This is a genomic window from Rhodospirillum centenum SW (genome assembly GCF_000016185.1).
Taxonomy (GTDB): domain Bacteria; phylum Pseudomonadota; class Alphaproteobacteria; order Azospirillales; family Azospirillaceae; genus Rhodocista; species Rhodocista centena.
On record NC_011420.2, the window covers coordinates 656,961 to 680,469 of the forward strand.

The 23,509-nt window shown below is 70.3% G+C and carries 18 protein-coding genes and 1 other RNA gene; 6 read left to right on the plus strand and 13 right to left on the minus strand.

All coding sequences use genetic code 11. From position 1 onward, the window contains the following. Window positions 1–9: 9 nt before the first annotated feature. From RC1_RS02915 to RC1_RS22420, 10 genes are all read right to left on the minus strand, one after another. Window positions 10–1,485, minus strand: a complete 1,476-nt coding sequence (locus RC1_RS02915) for a UDP-N-acetylmuramoyl-L-alanyl-D-glutamate--2,6-diaminopimelate ligase (RefSeq protein WP_012565845.1) — start codon at window positions 1,483–1,485, stop codon at window positions 10–12. A 39-nt stretch (window positions 1,486–1,524) separates the two neighbouring features. Next, complete coding sequence (locus tag RC1_RS02920) at window positions 1,525–3,318, minus strand: peptidoglycan D,D-transpeptidase FtsI family protein (RefSeq protein WP_012565846.1); 1,794 nt, start codon at window positions 3,316–3,318, stop codon at window positions 1,525–1,527. Continuing rightward, a complete protein-coding gene (gene ftsL / locus RC1_RS02925) occupies window positions 3,315–3,731 on the minus strand; it encodes a cell division protein FtsL (protein ID WP_012565847.1) in 417 nt (138 codons plus the stop codon). The genes RC1_RS02920 and ftsL overlap by 4 nt, the downstream gene beginning before the upstream one ends. Beyond that, entirely contained in the window at window positions 3,728–4,690 is a 963-nt protein-coding gene (rsmH, locus tag RC1_RS02930; protein ID WP_202795582.1) for a 16S rRNA (cytosine(1402)-N(4))-methyltransferase RsmH, read from the minus strand. The genes ftsL and rsmH overlap by 4 nt, the downstream gene beginning before the upstream one ends. Before the next feature lie 23 nt (window positions 4,691–4,713). After that, window positions 4,714–5,205 (minus strand): division/cell wall cluster transcriptional repressor MraZ, encoded by a 492-nt coding sequence (locus tag RC1_RS02935; protein ID WP_012565849.1) that lies wholly within the window; start codon window positions 5,203–5,205, stop codon window positions 4,714–4,716. 671 nt (window positions 5,206–5,876) lie between these two features. After that, window positions 5,877–6,306: RNase P RNA component class A (rnpB, locus tag RC1_RS20560), an RNA gene on the minus strand. A 13-nt stretch (window positions 6,307–6,319) separates the two neighbouring features. After that, a complete protein-coding gene (locus RC1_RS02940) occupies window positions 6,320–7,084 on the minus strand; it encodes an N-acetylmuramoyl-L-alanine amidase (RefSeq protein WP_012565850.1) in 765 nt (254 codons plus the stop codon). Next, window positions 7,081–7,953 (minus strand): DMT family transporter, encoded by an 873-nt coding sequence (locus tag RC1_RS22005; RefSeq protein WP_012565851.1) that lies wholly within the window; start codon window positions 7,951–7,953, stop codon window positions 7,081–7,083. The genes RC1_RS02940 and RC1_RS22005 overlap by 4 nt, the downstream gene beginning before the upstream one ends. Then, window positions 7,950–9,761, minus strand: coding sequence for an ABC-F family ATP-binding cassette domain-containing protein (locus RC1_RS02950; RefSeq protein ID WP_012565852.1), 1,812 nt, complete (start codon window positions 9,759–9,761; stop codon window positions 7,950–7,952). Before RC1_RS02950 ends, RC1_RS22005 begins: the two co-directional genes overlap by 4 nt. A gap of 11 nt (window positions 9,762–9,772) precedes the next feature. Continuing rightward, window positions 9,773–10,567 carry a TerB family tellurite resistance protein gene (locus RC1_RS22420; RefSeq protein WP_012565853.1) on the minus strand — a complete coding sequence of 265 codons (795 nt, stop codon included), beginning with the start codon at window positions 10,565–10,567 and terminating at the stop codon, window positions 9,773–9,775. Window positions 10,568–10,871: 304 nt separating this feature from the next. Between RC1_RS22420 and RC1_RS02960 the strand changes: the two genes are divergently transcribed. The 5 genes from RC1_RS02960 (at window position 10,872) to RC1_RS02980 (ending at window position 17,565) form a co-directional block, all read left to right on the plus strand. Next, complete coding sequence (locus tag RC1_RS02960; RefSeq protein WP_012565854.1) at window positions 10,872–11,426, plus strand: GNAT family N-acetyltransferase; 555 nt, start codon at window positions 10,872–10,874, stop codon at window positions 11,424–11,426. Window positions 11,427–11,519: 93 nt separating this feature from the next. Continuing rightward, window positions 11,520–15,119: a hydantoinase B/oxoprolinase family protein gene (locus RC1_RS02965; protein WP_012565855.1), complete on the plus strand. Its 3,600-nt coding sequence runs from the start codon at window positions 11,520–11,522 to the stop codon at window positions 15,117–15,119. A 118-nt stretch (window positions 15,120–15,237) separates the two neighbouring features. Continuing rightward, window positions 15,238–16,215, plus strand: a complete 978-nt coding sequence (gene msrP / locus RC1_RS02970) for a protein-methionine-sulfoxide reductase catalytic subunit MsrP (RefSeq protein ID WP_012565856.1) — start codon at window positions 15,238–15,240, stop codon at window positions 16,213–16,215. Window positions 16,216–16,333: 118 nt separating this feature from the next. After that, complete coding sequence (locus tag RC1_RS02975) at window positions 16,334–16,993, plus strand: hypothetical protein (protein ID WP_012565857.1); 660 nt, start codon at window positions 16,334–16,336, stop codon at window positions 16,991–16,993. After that, window positions 16,990–17,565 (plus strand): hypothetical protein, encoded by a 576-nt coding sequence (locus tag RC1_RS02980; RefSeq protein WP_012565858.1) that lies wholly within the window; start codon window positions 16,990–16,992, stop codon window positions 17,563–17,565. The genes RC1_RS02975 and RC1_RS02980 overlap by 4 nt, the downstream gene beginning before the upstream one ends. Before the next feature lie 10 nt (window positions 17,566–17,575). Here RC1_RS02980 and RC1_RS02985 read toward each other — a convergent pair whose 3' ends face one another. Beyond that, the gene (locus tag RC1_RS02985; RefSeq protein WP_012565859.1) at window positions 17,576–18,046 is read right to left on the minus strand and encodes a PAS domain-containing protein; all 471 of its coding nucleotides are present in this window, start codon (window positions 18,044–18,046) and stop codon (window positions 17,576–17,578) included. 561 nt (window positions 18,047–18,607) lie between these two features. Between RC1_RS02985 and RC1_RS19810 the strand changes: the two genes are divergently transcribed. Further along, a complete protein-coding gene (locus tag RC1_RS19810) occupies window positions 18,608–21,304 on the plus strand; it encodes an ATP-binding protein (RefSeq protein WP_184446284.1) in 2,697 nt (898 codons plus the stop codon). A 185-nt stretch (window positions 21,305–21,489) separates the two neighbouring features. Here the strand turns inward: RC1_RS19810 and RC1_RS21325 are convergent, their stop codons facing one another. Beyond that, complete coding sequence (locus tag RC1_RS21325; protein WP_148213369.1) at window positions 21,490–21,957, minus strand: hypothetical protein; 468 nt, start codon at window positions 21,955–21,957, stop codon at window positions 21,490–21,492. Between the two features lie 431 nt (window positions 21,958–22,388). Further along, window positions 22,389–23,300 carry a LysR family transcriptional regulator gene (locus tag RC1_RS02995; protein ID WP_012565861.1) on the minus strand — a complete coding sequence of 304 codons (912 nt, stop codon included), beginning with the start codon at window positions 23,298–23,300 and terminating at the stop codon, window positions 22,389–22,391. Between the last annotated feature and the right edge of the window lie 209 nt (window positions 23,301–23,509).

A 23,509-nucleotide genomic window follows, 5' to 3' on the forward strand; every position in this document is an offset into this window, starting at 1 on the left:
TGCACCCCGTCACACGTTGAGCCTGCCGACGGCGGCGCGCGCGACGGCGGCGTCGTCGAACGGTCGCACTTCGGTTCCCACGATCTGTCCCTGCTCGTGCCCCTTGCCGCAGACGACCAGCACGTCGCCCTGCTCCAGCCCCGCGATGGCGGCCTCGATGGCCTCGGCGCGGTCGCCGATCTCCGTGGCGTCGGGGCAGGCGGCCAGGATCGCCGCCCGGATCACCGCCGGAACCTCGCTGCGCGGGTTGTCGTCCGTGACGATGGCCCGGTCGGCGAGCCGCGCCACCACCTCGCCCATCAGCGGGCGCTTGCCCGGATCGCGGTCCCCACCGGCACCGAACACGGCGACCAGACGGCCGACGGTATGCGGCCGCAAGGCTTTCAGAACCGTTTCCAGGCCGTCGGGCGTGTGGGCGTAATCGACGTAGACGGCCGCGCCATTTTTAAGCCGCGCGACCAGATCCAGGCGGCCGCGCACCCCTTCCAGGCGGGCGAGCTGCGCCGTCGCCGCCGCCGGATCCTCGCCGGAGCCGATCACCAGCCCCAGGGCGCAGAGCGCGTTCCAGAGCTGGAAGTTGCCGACCAGCGGCAGCTCCAGGCTGTGGCGGGTGCCGAACACCTCGATCTCCACCTGCTGGCCGTGCGGCAGCGGCCGGGCCGAGTGCAGCGCCAGCTCGCGGCCACGCTCGCCGTAGCCGATGACCGTCTGCTTGCGCGAGCGGCAGAGGGCCGCCAGCGCCTCGAACTGCGGCGTGTCGGCGTTCAGCACGGCCACGGCACCCTGGGGCATGACGCGCTCGAACAGCGTCGCCTTGGCCTGGAAATAGGCCTCCATGGTGCGGTGGTAGTCCAAATGATCACGCGTCAGGTTGGTGAAGCCGGCGCACGTCACCAGCACCCCGTCCAGCCGGAACTGGTCGAGTCCATGCGACGAGGCCTCCATCGCCAGATGGGTCACGCCGCCGCGGGCGAGCTCTGCGAGAAGCCTATGAAGCTCGACGGGGTCGGGTGTCGTCAAGGTCTCGATGTTCGGGAAGCCATCGGCCACCAGACCTAGCGTCCCCATGGCGCCGCTGCGGTGGCCGAGCCCGGACCAGATCTGCCGCGTGAACTGCGCGGTGGAGGTCTTGCCGTTGGTCCCGGTCACGGCCGCGATGCGCTGCGGCTGCGCCCCGTAGAAGGCGGCGGCCAGCAGCGCCAGCCGCCGCCGCGGGTTCAGGTCCTCGATCAGGGCGACATGCTCGCACCCCGGCGGCAGCACCGTCCCTTTCGGGGCCAGCACGGCCGACGCCCCGGCCGCCACGGCCTGGGCGATGAAGTCCCGCCCATCATGGCGTGTGCCCGGCAACGCTGCGAACAGCGTTCCGGGCACGATCTTGCGCGAATCGGCGGTCAGGGCGGTGATCGGCGGATCCCTTTCCAGCGCCAGGGCCGAGACGGCGATTTCGGTGCGGGAGGCCATGATGTCCGAGAGCTTCTTCATGTCGTTCGGGTCATCGCGGGTGGGGGTTCCGGGGGCGCATCACCGCCCCCCGGAACTGCCCGCCGGAACGGACGCCACCTGGGCGACGGCCGGAGGATCGACGGGATTGATGGCAAGGGCATGGATGATCTCGGGCGATTGCGCGTCCTGCGGCCGGACCCCCAGCAGCGGGCCGGCCTGGGCCACGATGCGCCCCCCGGTGGGGGCGCCCACCCAGCCGCCCGTGGCATAGCCGAAGCTCTTCTTGTTCCCCTTGGGCTCGTCCACCATCACGTAGACCACGTATTTCGGATCGTTCATGGGGAACACGCCGAGGAAGGAGGAGATGAGCGCCTTTCTGGCATAGCCGCCATTCTTGACCTTCTCGGCCGTGCCGGTCTTGCCGCCCACCAGATAGCCCGGCGCATCCGCCATCCTGGCCGTGCCCTCGGTGACGACGATGCGCATCAGCTTGCGCAGCGTGTCGCTGGTCTGCTCACTGACGATCCGGGTGCCGGGAATCTCTGCGTCGCGGTCGCGCTTCAGCAGGGTCGCCGGATGCATGATGCCGCCGTTCACCACGCCGGCGGCGGCGGTGACCAGATGCACCGGGCTGACGGACATGCCGTGCCCGAAGCTGATGGTCATCATGTTCACGTCGCGCCAGGGGTTGGGGATGATCGGCCAGCCCATCTCCGGCAGTTCCAGCGAGGCGGGCCGGGCGAAGCCCAGCTTCGTCATGAACTCCTTCTGGGCGACGGGGCCGACCTGCTCGGCCATCCGCACCGAGCCGATGTTGGACGAATGCTTGAACACGTCCACCACGTCCATCCAGCGGTTCTCCGCATGGAAGTCGGAGATGGTGAAGCGGCCGATGCGGATCGGGCGCGTCGCGTCGAACATGTCGCGCAGCTTCACCCGGCCCGACTCCAGGGCCAGCGCCGTGTTGAAGATCTTGAAGGTGGAGCCCATCTCATACACGCCCAGCGTGTTCCGGTTGAACCGCGGGTCCAGGTCCTGCTGCTCCTGCGGGGGCGGCGGATTGTGCGGATCGAAGTCGGGCAGGCTGACCATCGCCAGCAGCTCGCCGGTCTTGACGTCCATCACCATGCCGGCGCCGCCGATCGCCTGGAAGTCGTCGATCGCGGTCTGCACCTCCCGGCGCAGGATGTGCTGCAGCCGCACGTCGATGGACAGGCGCAGCGGCTCCTGGTTCTCCTTCAGGCGGCGGTCGAACGCCTGTTCGATCCCCATCAGGCCGACATTGTCGACCCCGGAGAAGCCGACGACATGGGCGGCAAGGCTGCCCTGCGGGTAGATGCGCCGCTCCTCCCGCTGGAAGGCCAGGCCGGGGATGCCCAGGCGGTTCACCTCATAGACCTGACGCGGGGTCAGGTTGCGCTTGATCCAGACGAAACGCTTGTCGCTCTGCAACTCGGCCAGGACATCCTGTTCCTTGATGTCCAGCACTTCGGTCAGGCGCCGGGCCGCCTCCTTCGGGTCGATCACCAGCTTCGGGTCGGCGAACAGCGACTCCGTCGTCAGCGACGACGCCAGCAGCACGCCGTTGCGGTCCACGATGTCAGCGCGGCTGGTCGGGGCCTTGGCCCCGGCGGCGCGGGCCACCTGCGGCTCGCCGCCCCGGCTCAGCACCGTCGCGTCCAGCAGCTTCAGCCCGACCGCGCCGAAGGCCAGCGCGAACATGGCCGCCGTCACGACCAGCCGATGGCGCCCCTGCTCCAGAGCCGGGTTGCCGTGCGGCTGCCAGCGGACCCGCGGTTCCGTCCGCGGGGCGTGCGGCCGGTCGAGGCCGGTCATGTCGAAGCCGGTCAGCGACAGGGGCGCGTCGGTCATCGGGGGGCTCCGTAGGTGGCGAGAACGACGGGGGCGTCCGGACGGGGCGCGTCACGCCGCGGGCTGTGCGCCGGCGCCGCGGCCCGGCCGGGCTTGCGCGCCGGGACCGGGACCGTGACGGTCGCCAGCAGCTCGGGCTGCTTCTCCGGAAGGGCGTCCAGGGAGACGATCTGTTCAGCGCGGGTGGGTTGCAGCAGCAGGTGCTGGGCCACCAGGGCCTCCAGCCGCGTCGGATCGTTGAGATAGGCCCATTCCGCCCGCAGCACCTGGATCGCCTCCTGCTCGGCGACGATCTGGCGGTTCAGCGAGGAGAGCTTCTCCGCCTGTTCCTGCACCCGGTAGCTGGTCTGGTACAGGATCACGCTGGCCAGCGAGGCGAGGGCGATCCAGACGATGGTGGATTTGCCGATCATGCGGCGTCTCCCAGGCGACGGGCGGGGGCCGAGGTGCGTTCGGCGCTGCGCAGCCGCGCCGAACGGGCGCGGGGATTGGCGGCCAGTTCCGCCGGCGCGGGCGTGACGCCCGACCGGGCGATCAGGCGGAAGGTCGGCGCCGGGGCGTCGGCCGGGGCCGGCAGGTGGCGCGACGGAGCGGGGGCTGCGGCGGAACGGCTGCGCAGGAACTCCTTCACCACCCGGTCTTCCAGCGAATGGAAGGTGACCACGGCCAGCCGGCCGCCGGGGGCCAGCAGCCGCTCGGCCGCGGCCAGACCACGCTCCAGCTCGCCCAGCTCGTCGTTCACGGCGATGCGCAGCGCCTGGAAGGTGCGGGTGGCGGGATCGATGCCGTCCTTCGACTTCGGCACGACGGAGCGCACGATCTCGGCAAGGTCCAGGGTGCGGGTGATGGGAGCCTCGCGCCGGCGCGCCACGATGGCGCGGGCGACGCGGCGGGAGTGCCGCTCCTCCCCATAGCGCCAGACGATGTCGGCGATCTCCGCCTCGTCCCGCTCGTTGACGATGTCGGCGGCCGTCGTCCCATGCGATCCCATCCGCATGTCGAGCGGACCGTCGAAGCGGAAGGAGAAGCCGCGTGACGGATCGTCGATCTGGGGGGAGGAGACCCCGATGTCCAGCGCGATGCCGTCCACGCGGGTGATGCCGTGCGCAGCCAGCAGCGACTCCATGCAGCCGAAGGTGCCGTCAAGGACGGTCAGCCGGCCGGGATGCCGGGCTGCCAGCGCATGGCCGCGGGCCACCGCGGCGGGGTCGCGGTCGATCGCCCAGACGGTGCAGGCGGCCGAGGCCAGCAGGGCGGCGGTGTAGCCGCCGGCGCCGAAGGTCCCGTCCACCAGAACAGCACCGTCGCGGGGGGCGAGGGCGTCCACCACCTCGTCGCGCAGGACGGGGATGTGCAGCGACGGGGCGTCCACGGCCCCCGGGGTCGGGCCGGCCGTCATGACGCCCCCCTGGCCAGGGCCGAGGTGCGGGCGAGCACGGTGGACAGCGAGATGTTGTTGGCGCGGGCCACGTCGCGGCTCTGCGCCTCGTGCGCCGCGAAGGCCGCCGGGTCCCAGAGCTGGAAGGTCTTGCGCCGGCCGACGAAGGAGATGGACTCGCCGATCCCGGCGAACTCCAGGTAGGGCTCGGGGATGATGATGCGGCCCTCGGGGTCGATCTGAAGCCGCACGGAACCGCCGAACACCGTCGTCTCGATGGTGTCGCGCAGGTCCTCCGGCATGTCGGGATTGTCGAGCGCGAGGGAGAGCTGCTCCAGGAAGTCGATGCTGCACGCATCCAGCGCGTTGGCCTGGAGCGAGCGGAAGACGATCAGTTCCACCGGCCCGCCGCCCGTCACATGCCCCAAGGATGTGCGGAAGGGTGCGGGCACCGAGACCCGGCCCTTCTTGTCAACCTTGTTGACGTATGTGGACAGGAACAGCGCCATCGCCCCCCACGATCCGGCACCTCCCCGATGCCGACCCTGTTTCGGAAATCCCCTCCTCGACCGCCGCCCGCCCCGCTGGCGCGGAGTGGGTCGGAATGGGCCGACCTTCCCGATTTATGGGTAGGATTGGGATACCATGGGACGTCATGGGCGTCAATGGGACGGCAGAGTAAAGTGCCTGATCGGCCAAGAATTTTCGGGGGGCTGTGGGTAGGTCTGGGGAATTCCTGGGGATAAAACGGGAGAACTGCGGGAACCATTCAGGAAAGCTCACGGATCCGTCGGCGAAGACGGGTTCCGTTCATCTTTTGTTCCTTTCGAAAACAACAATAATTCGGCGGCATCTCTTTGAGCCGCTTGTCACCCCTTGGGGAAGCGTGGGGGTGATTCTTCCGGCCCCTCAGGCGGGGCGGGACGGGGCCGGCCGGACCGGCAGCCGTGTCACCCGGGAGTCATGCCGGAACCCCGCGTCGCAGGCCACAAGATATTGTGGCGCTGCCCCGATTTTTCTGAGGGTATTGTGGGCGGACTTTGAACCTCAGCCTGCGCGTGCCCTGCGCCCTGGAAGCCCCTGCCCGCGAAGGGGCTGTGCGGGTGCTTCCGGCAACCGTTTTCGCGGGCCCGAAAGGGGCAAATATCCGCAAGCATTCCGCAGTCCTGCGGAAAATCAAGACGCCAGACGGCCTGTAAGCCGGGTTCTGTCCGCCGGACCGTATCCAGCGGGCTGGACGGTATCCGGGGGATGGCCATTCCTCTGGGACGCCCGTTGCCGGACGCCTCACGCGACCCACCCGGGCGGCTGCGCGGAAGCGCGCTTCGGCCGGTTTCCCGGCCGTGCCACCCCTATTCGGTCTTGCTCCCGGTGGGGTTTACCATGCCACCCCCGTCGCCGGGGGCGCGGTGCGCTCTTACCGCACCCTTTCACCCTTGCCCATGCCGTCCCACCCGGAGGCGGGGATCATGGGCGGTTTGCTTTCTGTGGCACTTTCCCTGGGGTCGCCCCCGCCGGGCGTTACCCGGCACCGTGCTTCCGTGGAGCCCGGACTTTCCTCCCCCCGGCGGGTTTCCCCGTTGCCGGAGGGCGGCCATCCGGCCGTCTGGCGTGGCGCGATAGTTAGGCGTTTCGCTCCGTCCAGGCAACAGCGGCGATGCGCGCCAATGCGCGCAGCCGGCATACGTCGCCGGCATCGGGGCGCAAGGGGCCGGACAAGGCCGCCGGATGCCAGTGCCGCCGGAAGGCCGTCAGCACCTGTCCGGCCGTCCCGTCCCATGCCGTCCCGTCCCATGCCGTCCCAGGGGAGGGCAGGGGCTCGTAGCCCACGGCGGCCAGCAGGGACGCGACCTCCGCCTCCGTCCAGGGGGCGTCGTCGGCCGCGGCCGGTTCAGGCCAGGCACCGATGCCGGCCCGGGCCAGCCGCGGCCAGTCGAACAACTCGCCCGGGTCCTCCTTGCGCGCGGGCGCCACGTCGGAATGGCCCAGCACATGCAGCGGCGGGATGCGGTAGTGCGCCACCAGATCGGCCGCCAGCGACTCCAGCGTCGCCATCTGCGCCTCGGGGAAGGGACGGTAGCCGAAGGCGTGGCCGGGATTGACCAGCTCGATCCCGATGGAGCGGCTGTTGACGTCGCGCTCGCCGCGCCAGAAGGACAGCCCGGCATGCCAGGCCCGGCGGTCCTCCCGCACCAGCCGGTAGAGCGTGCCGTCCTCGTCGATCACGTAATGGGCGCTGACCTCCGCCGCCGGGTCGCAGAGCCGCTCCAGCGCCTCCTCCGCCGTGCGCATGCCGGTATAGTGCAGCACCAGCATGTCGATGGCCGCTCCCGGCCGGCGCGGCCCGTGGTTGGGGGAGGGCAGGTCGATCAGCCGGAACCCGCTCACGTCGTGCTCCGCGCCGGAGTCAGGCGGGGCCGGCGGACGATGATGACCCCGACTCCGCCCAGCGTCAGCAGGCCGCCGACCACGAGCTGCCACGTCACCGGCTCGCCCAGCGTCAGCACCCCGCCGCCGACTCCGAACACCGGCACCAGCAGCAGGAAGGGCACCGTCTGGTTCACGTCGAACCGCCGCACCAGCGGATACCAGAAGGCATAGGCGAGGATGGTCGCCAGCAGCGCCAGATAGGCGAGGCAGGCCAGACCCAGCCAGTCGGCGTTCCGGATCTGCTCCATCTGTCCCGACTCGAACACGAGCGACAGCGCCAGGAGCTGGGGCACGGCGAACAGCGCCATGTAGGCGTTCAGCGTCTTCCAGTCGATGCCGCCCAGCCATTTGAGCTGGATGTTGGAGAAGGCGAAGGCCAGCGCCGCGCCGACGATCATCAGGACGTGCGGCACGCTGGTGCGCTCGTCGGGCACGCCGGCGATCACGGCGACACCGGCGAAGGCCACGGCCATGCCCAGGGCGCGCCGCCAGCCCAGCCGGTCCTTGAAGAAGATCGCGGCGAACATCGAGGCGAACGGCACCTGGAGCTGGATGGCGATGGAGGCGGTGGAGGCGTCCACCTGCTGCACGCCCATGAAGACCAGCGGGAAGTGCAGGCCCCCCATCACCAGGGAATAGAGGGCCATCTGCCGCCAGTGCCCCCGCGGCGGCTTCACGAAGGGCAGCAGAATCGCCGCGACCAGCGCGAAGCGCAGGGTCATCAGCAGGAGCGGCGAGAATTCGGTCATCGCCACCTTGGCGACGACGAAGTTGAAGCCCCAGATCGCCATCACCGTCAGCGCCTGGAGCATGTGGAGCGGGGTCATCGACCCAGCTCCTCCTTCAGGGACTCAAGCTCCAGCCAGCGGTCCTCGGCCGCGGCCAGTTCCGCCTGCGCCGTCGAGAGGTCTTCCGTCGCCCGGGCGAAACCGGCGGCGTCCTTCGTGTAGAAGGCGGGATCGGCCAGCTTCGCCTCCAGCGTGCCGATGCGAGCGGTCAGCGCGTCGATCCGGCCGGGCAGTTCGTCCAGTTCGCGCGCCTCCTTGAAGCTCAGCTTCGTCTTCGCCCGCGCCGGTGCCGCGGCAGCCGGGGCCGCCGGCTTTGCCGCGGGTGGCGGGGCGGCCGGGGCGGCGGGGCGGCGCTGCACCAGGTAGTCGCTGTAGCCGCCGGCATATTCCTGCACGTCGCCGTCCCCCTCCACCGCGATGGTGGAAGTGACCAGCCGGTCCAGGAAATCGCGGTCGTGGCTGACCAGCAGCAGCGTGCCCTCGTAGTCCGCGAGCACCTCCTCCAGCAGGTCCAGCGTGTCCATGTCCAGGTCGTTGGTCGGCTCGTCCAGCACCATCAGGTTGCTGGGCCGCGCGAACAGCCGGGCCAGCAGCAGCCGGTTGCGCTCACCGCCCGAGAGCGCCCGCGTCGGCTGGTCCATCATCGACGGGTCGAACAGGAAGTCCTTGAGGTAGGAGGCGATGTGACGGGGCTTGCCGCCGACCATGATGGTGTCGCCCCCGGCCGGCAGCAGCACCTGCTTCACCGTCGCCTCCGGGGCGAGCTGGGCCCGGCGCTGGTCGAAGATGACCATCTCCAGGTTCGTGCCGCGGCGGACGTTGCCCGAATCGGGCTCCATCTCCCCGGTCAGGATCTTCAGGAGCGTCGTCTTGCCCGCGCCGTTCGGCCCGATCAGCCCGACCCGGTCGCCGCGCAGGATGCGGGTGGAGAAGTCGCGCACGATGGTGCGCGTGCCCTCGGGTCCCGTGAACTCCTTGCCGATCCGCTCCGCCTCCAGCACCAGCCGGCCGGACAGGTCGGCCTCGGCCACCGCCATGGTCACCTGACGGGAGCGGATGCGCTCGGCCCGGTCCTGCCGCATGCCCTGGAGCCGGCGGACACGGCCCATGTTGCGGGTGCGGCGGGCGCTGATGCCGCCCTCCCACATCCATTTCAGCTCGGCCTTGATGCGCTGGTCGAGCTTGTGCGCGGCGGCCTCCTCCTCGGCGAAGACCTCGTCGCGCCAGGTCTCGAAGGCGGCGAAGCCCCGCTCCGTCTCCCGCATGGTGCCGCGGTCCAGCCAGAGCGTGCGGCGCGAGAGTGCGTTCAGGAAGGCGCGGTCGTGGCTGATCAGCAGCAGCCCGCCGCGGAAGGACTGCAGCTCGCGCTCCAGCCACTCGATGGTGGGAATGTCCAGATGGTTGGTCGGCTCGTCCAGCAGCAGCACGTCCGGTTCGCCCACCAGGGCGCGGGCCAGGGCCGCGCGCCGCGATTCACCCCCCGACAGGGTGGCGCAGGCGCGGTCGCCGGGCAGGTCCAGCGCCTCCAGCACCGCATCCACCCGGTAGTGCGCCAGCTCGTCCAGTCCGGCCCCGACGAAATCGGCCACGGTGGGATGGGCACTGAAATCGGGTTCCTGCGCCAGATGGGCGATCTTCGCCCCCGGCTGCACGAAGCGCTCGCCACGGTCGGGCACGACCAGACCGGCAAGGCACTTCATCAGGGTGGATTTGCCGCTGCCGTTGCGGCCGACAAGGCAGACCTTGTCGCCGCGGCCGATGCCCACATCCACGTCGTGGAACAGGGTCGTCGCGCCAAGCTCGATCGCGGCGCCCCGCAGGGCGACCAGGGGAGGGGTAGCGGCCATGGGCCCTCGGGTCAGGGGGTGGCGATCTCGCCGGGCGTGCGGGCCGCGGCGCGGTCGCGTTCGATGCGGTCGTAGGCGGCGTTGATGGCGGCCATCTTGTCGTGCGCGATCTCGACGAACTCCGGCGGCAGGCCCTGGGCCATGACGCGGTCGGGGTGATGCTCCCGCACCAACCGCCGGTAGGCCGTCTTGATCTCGCTCATGTCCGCGGTCCGCGGCACGCCCAGCACGGCGTAGGGGTCGTCCAGCGGATCGGCGATGCCCGCCGCGGCCCCGCCGTGGATGCGGCGGATCTGCTCGTACTCGGCGTCGCTGAAACCGAACAGGCGGGCGACGGCGTGCAGGTAGGTCAGCTCCGCCGCGTGCAGCGTGCCGTCCGCCCTGGCGATGTGGAACAGGCCGCCCAGCAGGTCTTCCAGCACCGCGCGACGGTCGTGGAACATGCGGGCGAGCTGCTGCGCGTAGGGCTGGTATCCCGCGCTGTCACGCTTGGCGATGTCGAACAGGCGGCCGACATTGCGCAGCTCCTCCGGCGGGATGCTGAACACCTCCTTGAAGGCGTCCACCTCCTTGCGGTGGACGACGCCGTCGGCCTTCGCCATCTTGGCGCTCAGCACGATCACGCCGACGGTGAAGGCGATGGTCTTGGTCTGGTCGGGGCGGCCCTGGTCGTCGGTTCCCTGCGGCTCGTCCAGCGAACGCAGCTCGTCCACCGCGTGGCCGGCCACGGCGCCCAGCAGGGCGCCCAACGGCCCGCCGATGGCGAAGCCGGCGGCCCCGCCCAGGATCTTGCCCCAGATGCTCATGCTGTCGTCTTGCCGCGCTTGCAGACGCCGCCCGGCGGCGGCTCCCCCACCATAGCGGTCCCTCCGGCGCTTTCCAATGCCGCAGGGCCGGGCGGACCGGCGCTCCTTCGCGGAGGTGGGCGGCTGCGTCATATTGCCCTGCACCATCCGCGGCCAACGCGGATCGGGCATGCTGGCCGAAGTGTTTACTCCTTATTATATTGCACTGCACAATATCGTATTCGCAGCCGCGGCAAGCGAAGCGTTGTGGACGGCATGCCGGAGGAGCCCTGCCAAGGCGGGTTTCGATGCGAGGGGATAGGGAATGACTGTTTTCCGCAGGATTCTGCCGGCCGAGATCCGGAGCTACCGGGCCCACCTGCTGCGCCTGTCGATGGACGACCGCCGCGCCCGCTTCATGGGGGCGGTGTCCGACGACGCGGTGGACGCGCACTGCCGGCGGATCGACTGGTCGCGGGCGGTGATCGTCGCCGCCTTCGTGCGCGGGGAGATCCGCGGCGCCACCGAACTGCGGCTGGAGAGGGAAGGCGCGCAGGAGGGGGAACTGGCCGTCAGCGTGGAGCAGGACTGGCAGGGCCAGGGCATCGGCACCACCCTGGTCCGCCGCGTCCTGACCATCGCGCGCAACCGCGGCATCCGTCGGCTCTGCGTCGTCTGCCTGCCGGAGAACCGGCGCATGCAGCGCATCGCCACCACCCTGCTGGGGCCCTGCGCCTTCGCCTATGGCGAGGTGTCCAGCCACATCGAGCTGCCGCCACCGACCCCGATCACGCTGGCGCAGGAGGCGCTGGACCGCTCCACCCTGCCGCTCAGCGTGATGCTGGACCAGTGGCAGGGGGAACCGGCGCGGGCGGCCTGACGCCCGGCCGCCATTCCCGATTTCTGCCCGGTTGTCCCGACCGGCCTCCAAGGGGCACACTCCGACCCTTTCCGACGGACGGGGACAGGGGCGATGACCGAGGGGCGCTGGCAGTTCTGGATCGACCGGGGCGGGACCTTCACGGACATCGTGGCCCGCCGCCCCGACGGTGGCATCGTCACCCACAAGCTCCTGTCGGAGAACCCGGAGCGCTACCGCGACGCCGCCGTGCAGGGCATCCGCGACCTGCTGGGCCTCGCGGCCGGGGACCCCGTGCCGGCCGACCGCATCGCGGCGGTCCGCATGGGCACCACCGTTGCCACCAACGCGCTGCTGGAGCGCAAGGGCGAGCCGACCGTGCTCGCCGTCACCGCCGGCTTCGCCGACCAGCTCCGCATCGGCTATCAGGCCCGGCCCCGCATCTTCGCCCGCCGCATCGAGCTGCCGGAGCAGCTCTATACCCGCGTCGTCGAGGTGCCCGAGCGGGTCGCCGCCCGGGGCGAGGTGCTGCGGCCGCTGGACCTGACGGCGGTGGAGACCGGCCTGCGCCGGGCCTTTGCGGACGGTTTCCGCGCCTGCGCCGTCGTGCTGATGCACGGCTACCGTTTTCCCGCGCATGAGCGCGCGGTGGGGGATCTCGCCCGGCGGATCGGCTTCCCGCAGGTCTCCCTCAGCCACGAGGTCAGCCCGCTGATGAAGCTGGTCGGCCGCGGCGACACCACCGTGGCCGACGCCTACCTGTCCCCGATCCTGCGCCGCTATGTGGAGCAGGTGGCGGCGGAGCTGCCGGGGGTGCCGCTCTACTTCATGCAGTCCAACGGCGGACTGGCGGAGGCCGCGCACTTCCAGGGACGCGACGCCATCCTGTCCGGCCCCGCGGGCGGCATCGTCGGCGCTGCCCGCACGGCCGCGGCGGAGGGCTTCGACCGCATCATCGGCTTCGACATGGGCGGCACCAGCACGGACGTGTCGCATGTCGCCGGGGAGTACGAGCGCAGCCTGGAGACGGTGGTGGCCGGGGTCCGGCTGCGCGTGCCCATGCTGCGGATCAATACCGTGGCGGCGGGGGGCGGCAGCATCTGCCGCTTCGACGGCAGCCGCTTCCGGGTCGGGCCGGAGAGTGCCGGGGCCGATCCCGGCCCCGCCTGCTACCGCCGCGGCGGCCCGCTGACGGTGACGGACTGCAACGTCATGGTCGGCAAGCTGCATCCGGAGTTCTTCCCCGCCGTCTTCGGACCCGGCGGCGACCGGCCGCTGGACGCGGCCGTGGTGCGCGACCGCTTCGCCGCGCTGGCGCGGGAAGTCGCGGCCGCCACCGGCCGCGCCCTGGTCCCCGAACAGATCGCCGACGGCTTCCTGCGCATCGCCGTGGAGAACATGGCGCAGGCGATCAAGCAGATCTCCGTGCAGCGCGGCTACGACGTCACCCGCTACGCGCTCCAGTGCTTCGGCGGGGCGGGCGGGCAGCATGCCTGCCTGGTGGCGGACGCGCTGGGCATGCGCACCGTCTATGTCCATCCGCTGGCGGGGGTGCTGTCGGCCTACGGCATCGGCCTTGCCGATCTGGTCGCCCTGCGCGACCGCGCGGTGGAGGCGGTGCTGGGACCCGACCTGATGCCGTCGCTCGACGCGCTGGTGGCCGACCTCGGCCGGGCGGCGACGGACGACCTGCTCGCCCAGGGGGTGGGGATCGGGGCCATCGTCCTGCACCCCCGCGCGCACCTCAAGGTGCAGGGGACGGACACGGCGCTGGAACTGCCCTTCGGGCCGGAGGCGGAGATGCGGGCCGCCTTCGCGGCACTGCACCGGCAGCGCTTCGGCTTCGATCCGGGCGACCGCCCCCTGGTGGTGGAACTGGCCGGGGTGGAGGCCGTGGGCCGCGCCGGCGGCGAGGCGGTCCTGCCGCCCCCTGCCGGGTCCGCCGGGAAGCCGGTGCCGCTGGCCGCCGTGGGCGCCTGGATGGCGGGGGAGCACCGCACCGTGCCGGTCCACGACCGCGGCGCGCTGGGCGCCGGTGCGGTGCTGGACGGTCCCGCCATCCTGCGCGAGCCGACCGGCACCACCGTGGTGGAACCCGGCTGGCGCGCCCGCGTCACCGCCGCCGGCGGGCTGGTGCTGGAGCGGGTGGTGCCGCTGCCGGCGCGGGTCGCCGTCGGCACCGAAGCCGACCCGGTGATGCTGGAGGTCTTCAACAACCTCTTCATGTCCATCGCGGAGCAGATGGGACTGGCGCTGGAGAACACCGCCCATTCCGTGAACATCAAGGAGCGGCTGGATTTCTCCTGCGCCGTCTTCGACCGCCGCGGCGGCCTGATCGCCAACGCGCCGCACATCCCGGTGCATCTCGGCAGCATGGGCGACAGCGTGCGGGCGGTGATCGCAGCCCGCGGCGACAGCCTGCGGCCCGGCGACGCCGTGATGCTGAACAACCCCTACCGCGGCGGCACCCACCTGCCCGACGTGACGGTGGTGACCCCGGTGTTCGACACGGCCGGGACGGAGCTTCTGTTCTGGGTCGCCAGCCGCGGCCACCATGCCGACATCGGCGGCATCACCCCCGGCAGCATGCCCCCCGACAGCCGCACGCTGGAGGAGGAGGGAGTGCTGATCGACGATTTCCTGCTGGTCGAGGGCGGCCGCCTGCGCGAGGCGGCGGTGGTGGCGCTGCTGACGGGAGGCCGCTGGCCGGCGCGCAACCCGGCGCAGAACCTGGGCGACCTGCGCGCCCAGGTCGCCGCCAATGCCCGCGGGGCCGCGGAACTGCTGAAGATGGTGGACCTGTTCGGGCTGGAGACGGTGCGCGCCTACATGGACCACGTCCAGCGCAACGCCGAGGAGCAGGTGCGCCGGGTCATCGGCGTCCTGCAGGACGGCGACTTCGCGCTGGAGATGGACAGCGGTGCGGTCGTCCGGGTGTCGGTGCGGATCGACCGCACGCGCCGCACCGCCCGCATCGACTTCACCGGCACCAGCCCGCAGCAGCCGGGCAACTTCAACGCCCCCGCGGCCATCACCCGCGCGGCGGTGCTCTATGTCTTCCGCACCCTGGTGGAGGACGACATCCCGCTGAATGACGGCTGCCTCGCCCCGCTGGAGATCGTCATCCCCGAGGGCTCCATGCTGAACCCGCGGCCCCCGGCGGCCGTGGTCGCCGGCAATGTCGAGGTCAGCCAGGCCGTGACGGATGCCCTCTATGGCGCGCTGGGGGCGCTGGCGGGCTCGCAGGGGACGATGAACAATCTCACCTTCGGCAACGACCGCCACCAGTACTACGAGACGATCTGCGGCGGCGCCGGGGCGGGGCCGGACTTCGACGGCACCGACGCCGTCCATACCCACATGACCAACAGCCGCCTGACCGATCCGGAGGTGCTGGAATGGCGCTTCCCGGTGCTGCTCGAGGATTTCCGCATCCGCCGCGGCTCCGGCGGGGCGGGGCGCCAGCACGGCGGCTGCGGCGTGGTGCGCCGTCTGCGCTTCCTGGAGCCGATGACGGCCGCCATCCTCTCCAACCACCGCCGCGTGCCGCCGGCCGGGCTGGCGGGCGGCGGGCCGGGCGCCGTCGGCCGGGCCCGGGTGGAGCGCCGCGACGGCACGGTGGAGGACCTGCCCGGCACCGCGCGGGTGGAGATGCGGCCGGGCGACGTCTTCGTCATCGAGACGCCGGGCGGCGGCGGCTTCGGCGCGCCCTGACGGGGGCCGGGAAGGGCATCGGGGCCGGGCAACGGGGGCCGGCCGGTTGACGGCCGCGTCCGGCGCCCCACCCTGACTGTCGGCCGCTGCGGCGGAACCGACGGACAGGGAGGCGGGCATGCTGCTGAAGAGACGACGCGGCTGGGAACTGCCGGAGCGGGAGGCGACCCCGGAATCCGTCTATCTGGACCGCCGCCGGCTGTTGCGGCTGGCCGGGCTGGGGGCCATCGCCGCCGGCACGCTGTCGCTGGCGGGGTGCGGCGATGCCGGTGCCGAGGCGCCGGCCGATCCCTCGGCCGGGCTCTACCCCGTGCCGCGCAACCCGGCCTTCACGCTGGACCGTCCCCTCTCCCCGGAGGGGGAGGTGACCACCTATACGAACTTCTACGAATTCGGCTCGCACAAGACGATCTGGCGGCAGGCGCAGGAACTGCCGATCCGGCCCTGGACCGTGACCATCGACGGGCTGGTCGAAAAGCCGATGCAGGTGGACATCGACACGCTGCTGGCGGCCATGCCGCTGGAGGAACGACTCTACCGCCACCGCTGTGTCGAGGCCTGGGCCATGGCCGTGCCGTGGAGCGGCTTTCCCCTGCGCAGTCTGGTCGAGTACGCCCGGCCGCTGGGCTCGGCCCGCCATGTCGAGCTGACCACCTTCGGGGCCGATGTCCACGCCGCACCGGGCCTGCGCCAGCGCTGGTATCCCTGGCCCTACCGCGAGGGCCTGACGCTGGCGGAGGCGACGAACGATCTGGCCTTCATCGCCACCGGCCTCTACGGCAAGCCCCTGCCGCGCCAGAATGGCGCGCCCCTGCGGTTGGTCGTGCCCTGGAAGTACGGCTTCAAGTCGGCCAAGTCGATCGTCCGGATACGGTTCACGGAAGAGCGGCCCGGGACTTTCTGGAACCGTGTGAATGCGCAGGAGTACGGGTTCTGGGCCAATGTCAATCCCGAGGTTCCGCACCCGCGCTGGAGCCAGGCGAAGGAAAGAATGCTTGGGACCGATGAGATGCGGCCGACATTGATATACAACGGTTATGGCAATGAGGTTGCCCAAATCTACAGCGGTTTGCAGGGAGAGGCGCTGTTCATGTGAGTCCTCACTGTCTTTGCGGGAATTGCCGGTTTGACTTTCCCCTTGGAGGACATCCCTTCTTCCCCTAGAGTGTGAACGGAGTAATCTGGGGAGGGGCGGCAAAGACCGCCCGGCGATAATGGGCTCCGGCATCATCGCGATCCTGCAGTTCGGGCTGTTCACCTTCGTGGCCTCCGTCGCGGCGAACATCGTCCTGGCCGTGGCGGGCTATCTCTGGGCCGCGGTGATCGAACAGACCGGCGGTGTCCAGCCGGCGCGTCAGCGCATCGCCCGCTATTCCCGCCTTGCCCTGGGGTTCCAGAACCGTCTGGAGGCGCGCAAGACCGCTGCCGCCGGGTCTGCCTCCTCCCTGTTCGGGGCGGAGCGGCAGGAGAAGCAGCTCCGCAGCCGCCTGCGCGAGCTGGAGACGGCGCAGCACCGCTTCGTCCGCGTCGTCGGGCAGGAACTGTTGCCGAACCGCTGTTACGAGGCCATGGCGATCAACAGCTCCGTCACCCATCAGGTGCGGCGGGGCGAGCGCCACCCCTTCTACGACAGTTCCTGGGCGCGGGCGGTGCCGGTCCACATCTGGGCGCAGAGCGAGGAGGAGGCCGCGGCGGAGTTCGAGCGCGTCTTCCCCAAGACCGTGGGCTTCAAGATCCTCAGCATCATGCCGCTGGCGGCCGACGGCCGCCCGGCCGCCCGGTCCATGGTCCCGCCCCCGAAGGGGTCCGACACCAGGGCGGCAGACGCCAGGGCAGCAGACGCCAGGGCCGCCGAAACCGGGGTGGCGGCATGACCGACTTCGGCCTCATCCTCGGCGGCATGGTCGTGCTGCTGGCCGCGAAGCCGGCGCTGGACCGGGCCCGGCTTTCGGTCCGCGCCGCCCGCCGCACCGTGGCGGAGGTCGAGCGCCGCCGCCGCACGCTCAGCCATCAGGTGCGCGTCCTGGCGCGCGAAAGCCTGCACCAGCGCCTCACCGCCGGGCATGACGAGGAAGAGGTGGGAGAGATCCAGGCGCGTATCGCCGGGCTGCAACGCCGGGTGCAGGACCTGGAGGAGGTGGACCGCCGTGTCCTGGTGCTGGATGAGCGGCGCGGCCTGTCCGAACGGGGCTGGATCGTGCTGCTGCGGCGGGACAGCACCGCCGCCCCGCCCCAGGAACCCGCTCCCGTCTCCCGTCTCTGGTCGGAGGGGCGCTATCTCTTCTGCTACGCCACCGATCCGGCCCGGGCCCGGCGGAAGCTGACCGTGCGCTTCCCCGAGGAGGGTGGTTTCCAGGTCGTCGAGGTCTTCCCCCATGAGGGCGACCTGACGGAAATCCCGAAGATCGGCGCAGAGGGGGCGGCCCCCCTGCATGGCGCCGCCTGAGCCTGCTCCGTCAGTGGGTCGCGCCCAGCGCCGTGGTGCGGGTGGCGATCAACAGCAGGTCGGGCGTGCGCCCGTCCCGCGCGAAGGGCAGCAGCAGGGCCGAGCAGCGGAAACGCCGCGAGCCGATGTCTACTTCTGACACCGTGCGGTGGGGTCCTCTGCCGACCAGGCAGCGGTCCAGGGCCGCGTGGAAATGACCGTAGAAGGGATGCCCGGACAGTTCCGCCAGGGTCTGCCCCGTCACCTCCCGCCGGAACCAGAGCAGCGGCCGGCTGCCGACCCGGGTGAAGCGGAAGGTATCCCGCTCCCGGTCGACCGTCAGGACGATCACATCCTCCAGCGGGAAGGGCAGATCCACCAGATCAAGCGCCGCGGGCGGCGGCATCCGGTCATCGCCGAGACGCAGCCAGTGCCTGTACAGCACCTCGAAGTCGGCTGTCTCGCTGGGCCGGAAGACCTCAGCCGGATGATGTCCGTCCATCTGCGACTCCCCTGTTTCCGCCGACACTGATGCAACCCGCTGGCTGATAGCCGACTCGATCAAGGAAAGGCCCAGGTAATATGTTATTAGACAATTGCGCGTAACGCGGGCGTCGCGCAAGTCCCGCACTCCGGTTTCTCGATCTTTTCCACGGGTTCTCCCGTTTCCATCTCTCCGGTCGCCATCGGGTGGCCCGGAGGATGCCCGGAGCCGACGGTCGCGCCGCCCGGGGCACCGTCATGCACACGGTCCGGGACAGGCATGCCGGAAGCCCGCCGCTCCGCCGCGGTTTCCTGAACTCCCACAATTCTACACTTTCTTTCAAGTGCTTGGCCGCAGGCACCGGCTCTCCGGCGGCGCCGGTCCGGCCGTTGCGGGCAGGCAGCGCACCGCCCCCGGGAGCCGGCACGCTCGATTTGCGCCGCCGCCGGTGCTATGCCCTCCGCCGGCGTGTGTGTTAACGGATTATGGCAACGCGCAGGGCCTGATCGGTCACGGTCGTTGTTGTCAGTCGCGCATGCCTTCGTATTCTATGGCTCCTTGAGGCAGAGGTTCTGCGGCGTGCGGACAGCGACTGTCGGGACGGAACGGTCACCGCTGCGGCGGATTGCGCTGGTCACCGTGGCCTGCCTGCTGGCATTCGGTGCCGGCACCTGGGTTGCCGCCCGGCATGACGCCGGGCTGGACCTGATCCGCAGCGATGCCGACCGGGCCGCCACCATCGAGCGGACCATCTCCGCCATGCGTGAGGCCTTGCGCGACCTGGAAACGGGAGAGCGCGGCTATCTCGGCTCGCTCGATCCCTCCCGGCTGGAACTGGCTCGACGCGGCCATGAAACGCTCGACGCCCTGGCAGCCGACCTGGAAGCCAGCCTCGACGGCCGGCCGGGGCAGCAGGAGCAGGCGGCCGAGATCCCTGTTCTGACCGACCGGCAGGCCGCGGTGTTCGAAGCCGCGGCCGCGCTTGCCCGGGCCGGCCGGCTGACGGACGCGCTGGCCACGTTCGACGGGGAGGGTGACCGATCCTCGATCCACGCCATCCATGGCCGGCTGGACAGCCTGCTGGCGGACGCGCACGAGCACCTGCGCAACCGCCAGACGGAGGCGGTGACCTATGCGGAACTGCTGGTGGACTGGCTGTCGGCCGGGGTCGCCCTCTCCGGCCTGGGCTTCGCCGTCGCTGTCGCCGTGCTCCTGACGGCCAGACGGCAGGGCCGCGAGCTGGCCGCCGCGCAGCGCCGTGCCGCGGAGGCGGAGGAGCGGCTGCGTGCGGCCCTTGACGCCATGCCGGACGGCTTCGTCGTCTATGACGCCGAGGACCGGCTGGTGACCTGGAACGACCGCTTCCTGGAGCGCTATCCCAGCCTGCGCGGCGTGCCGGCGCTCAAGGGTATGCGGTTCGAGGATCTGCTGCGCATCTTCATCGCCAACCGGGAGATCGGAGACCCGGAGGCCTATGACGACACGGAGCGCTGGATCGCGGAGCGGCTCGCCTGGCGCCGGTCGGCCGACGGCCGGGCCTTCGAACGCCTGACGGCGCATGGACACTGGCTGCGGGTCAGCGAACACCCGATCTCCACCGGCGGCGTGCTGAGCCTCGCCACCGACATCACCGCGCAGAAGATGCGCGAGGAGGAGCTGCGCCGCGCCCTGGAGGATGTGGACGAGGCGCGCCGAGAGGCCGAACTGCAGGCGGCCGAGATGGTCGCCCTGGCCGAGGAACTGGCCGCGGCGCGCACCCGCGCGGATGAGGCCCGCGCGGAATCCGAAGCGGCCAACCGGGCCAAGTCCGATTTCGTGGCGGTGATGAGCCATGAGGTGAGGACGCCGCTGAACGCGCTGCTGGGCTTTGCCGACCTTCTGCTGCAGACCCCGTTGACGGCGGAACAGCGCGAATGGGTGACGCTCCAGCGCGAAGCGGGGGAGGCCCTGCTGACCGTCGTTTCCGACGTGCTGGATTTCTCCAAGCTGGAGGCCGGCCGGCTGGAGGTGGACCCGCATCCGTTCCAGCTCGCCCGGCTGGCCCGCAGCACTTCCGATCTCGTCCGCCCCACCGCGGAGGAGCGCGGCCTCGCGCTCCGCGTCGCGGTCGATCCGCGCCTGCCCGAGGTGGTGCAGGGCGATGCCAAGCGGGTGCGGCAGGTGCTGCTGAACCTGCTGAACAATGCGGTGAAGTTCACCGAGCGGGGGCATGTCGCGCTGGCCGTCTTCCCCGTGGCGGACGGGCGCGTGCGTTTCGAGGTGCTGGACACCGGCATCGGCATCGCGCCCGAGCAGCAGGAGCGGCTGTTCCAGGAGTTCGTGCAGGCCGACCGGGCCACGGCCCGGCGCTATGGCGGCACGGGTCTGGGGCTGGCGATCTGCCGCCGGCTGGTGGACCTGATGGGGGGCGCCATCGGGGTGGAGAGCGCGCCCGGCCGCGGCTCACTGTTCTGGTTCGAGCTGCCCCTGCCGGCCGACGAGTCCAGCCGGCCGCCGCCCTGTGCGCCGGAGCCCGTCCGGTCGGTGGACAGCGCCCGTATCCTGCTGGCGGAGGATGTGAAGGCCAACCAGGCTCTGGCGGTGGCCCTGCTGACCAAGGCCGGCCACCGCGTCACGGTCGTCGCCAACGGGCTGGACGCCGTGCAGGCGGTGGCGGCCACGCCGTTCGATCTGGTGCTGATGGATGTCCGCATGCCGCGGCTGGGCGGGCTGGAGGCGACGCGGCGCATCCGTGCGCTGGGCGGCCCCCGCGGCGCCATCCCTGTTGTCGCCCTGACGGCCGAGGCCGGCGCGCGCGAACAGGCCGCCTGTCTGGAGGCCGGCATGGACGAGGTGCTGACCAAGCCGTTGCAGCCGGCCCTGCTGCTGGACGCCATCGCCCGGCTGGCCGGGCGTGCACAGGCGGGCGAGGTTCCCCTTGCCATCAGCCCGCTGCCCATCGTCAGCGCCGGCACCTGGCGGCGCTTGCAGCACTCCGTCGGCCGGGACGAGCTGGACAGCCTGGTCGGCGATCTGGTGCTGGACCTGCCGACCTGGATCGGGCGCCTGCGCGGCACCAGCGATCCGGAGGGGCTGGGCGATCTGGCGCACGAACTGATCTCGGTACTGGGAAATTTCGGTCTGGAGCGGGCCGCCGCCGCTGCCGCCCGTCTGGACAGTGCGATCCGCGGCGGAACCGACCTGCGTCCCGCGGCCGAGGCCCTGGCGACGGAACTGGAGCAGGCGGCGGGGGAACTGTCGCTCTGGCTCTCCCACAGCGCGGGCGATCCCGCCTGAGCCGGACCACGTGACCGAGATGCCGGTTCCCCTTCGGGAACTTTCGGTCAACCTTGAGCGAATATCCAATTAACTGAACCAGGGTGCTGCACGGGACGCTGCAGGTGGGCGAGAGGAAGGCAACTGAGAGTGTGAGCCAACGTGCTCGCGTTCAGATGCTGCCGTTCTCCCTGCACAACAGATGTTCAGGCAGCAGGCGCCCCTCGGTCGATCCAGGCCCGCGCCTCGCCTACGCTGTTGAATGTTCGTCCACGGACCCACGCGCGGCCGCTCGGATGATGATAGATGGAATAGTCACCGTATCGGGACATGTTGGGGAAGGTGCTGTCCGGTGGACGCGCATTCTTCAGGTTCTGAATCATGCTTGACTTCTCCGACACGTCGAGTGGCGAAGTTTCTGCTGCCGGACCAGCGAGAATGGCTTTCTTTACAGCATCTCCCGCGATGAAGATTGCTCCGGCAACGAATGCCGTGCAACCGGTCCAGATCAAGGCTCCCTTGATGAACAGAGCATGCAGATTGACCACCGAATGTGGCAGTTCCAACAGGGAAGAACTATAAGCGGTCGATACCTCCCGGCTTGCATCCATCCCAAGACCGAGGGCAATCAGGACGACTCCGGCGACCATCAGCGCAATCCCGTAAAACTGCATTGTGGCACCTCCACGCAACCGTGACGGAGCGATTATGCATGCTCCAGACTACCGTTACCACATTCGGTTTGGGTCCGATCGCGCAGGGTGTCTTTCTCTGGCAGTCATGCACGCGCTGCCTCGCTTGGGCTGCGGCAGGCGGCTTTCAAATGCGACCAATGTCCACGGCTATGCGCCTGTGTCTGGTGACTGACAGGTGACCGGTTGCCGGTCACGCCATCTGGAATCCCTGTGCATAAAAAATCAGCCGGTAAGTCAGGGACTTACCGGCCGAGTTGAACAGGGAGGCTTCACGTCTGGGAGACGCAGGGCCCGAAGGCCCAACCGGGGACGGGCATCCCCGGTGAAGTGTCCGATGCTGCGTCGCAGCAGCGAACGCCCAAAACTTAATCACTCGGCTGCCCGATTCCAGGCATATTTGCTGAATCCGGTCATGCGCCAACCGCATGGCTCGCCGGGAAGGTTTCCTGCACCTTCCGCACCAGGAAATCGCGGAACACCGCGATCCGCTTGGAATGGCGCAGCTCCTCGGCATAGACGAAGTAGGCGTCGATCCGCGGCCCGCTGACATCGGGCAGCACGCGCACGATGTCGGGATTGCCGTCCACCACGTAGTCGGGCAGCGATGCGATGCCCAGTCCGCTCTCCACCGCCCGGTACATGGCGTAGAGACTGTTCACGCGCAGCACGGTCTGGCGCTCGCCGCCCGGCGGGTCGCCGACATGCAGCAGCCAGTTGATGTTCGACACGGGCGCCCGCGTCTCGCCCGGGTAGGCGATGATGTCGTGGTGGTCCAGCTCGTCCAGCGACTGCGGCAGGCCCCGCTTCTCCGCATAGGCGCGGTGGGCGTAGATGTGGACCCGCACCGTCATCAGGTGGCGCTGGATCAGGTCGGGCTGGCGCGGCGCGGACATGCGGATGGCGATGTCCGCCTCACGCATGGACAGATCCAGTTCCGTGTCGTCCAGCAGCAGGCTGAGCTGGACGTCCGGGTACAGGCTCAGGAACTCGCGCACCCGCGGCGTCAGCCACGTCGAGCCGAAGGCCATCGTCGTCGTGACCTTGAGGGGGCCCTTCGGATGCTCCTTGCTCTCCGACAGCATCGCCTCGGTCATCGAGAGCTTGGCGAACACCTCCCGCGCCGTGCGGTACAGCAGCTCGCCCTGCTCGGTCAGGATCAGGCCGCGGGCGTGCCGGTGGAACAGCGGCACATGGAGGCTTTCCTCCAGCGCGCTGATCTGGCGGCTGACAGCCGACTGACTGAGGTTGAGAGTCTCGCCCGCATGCGTGAAGCTGCCGGCCTCGGCGACGGCGTGAAAGACGCGAAGCTTGTCCCAGTCCATGCCCGTCCCTTCGGGAAGTGCGGCCGCCCGGCACCGACCGCGATGACATTGGCCGGCCCCGGATATGGGCCGGCACGATGATGATATACGCTTGCGGACCAGGGCGCTACAGGTTGTAGGTCAAGCTGATCCGATGGCTATACCCGGTCGCCACGCCGTCCCTCCAGTAGAGAACAGCGTCATTCCCGGCAGCCGGCGCCGGAACGACC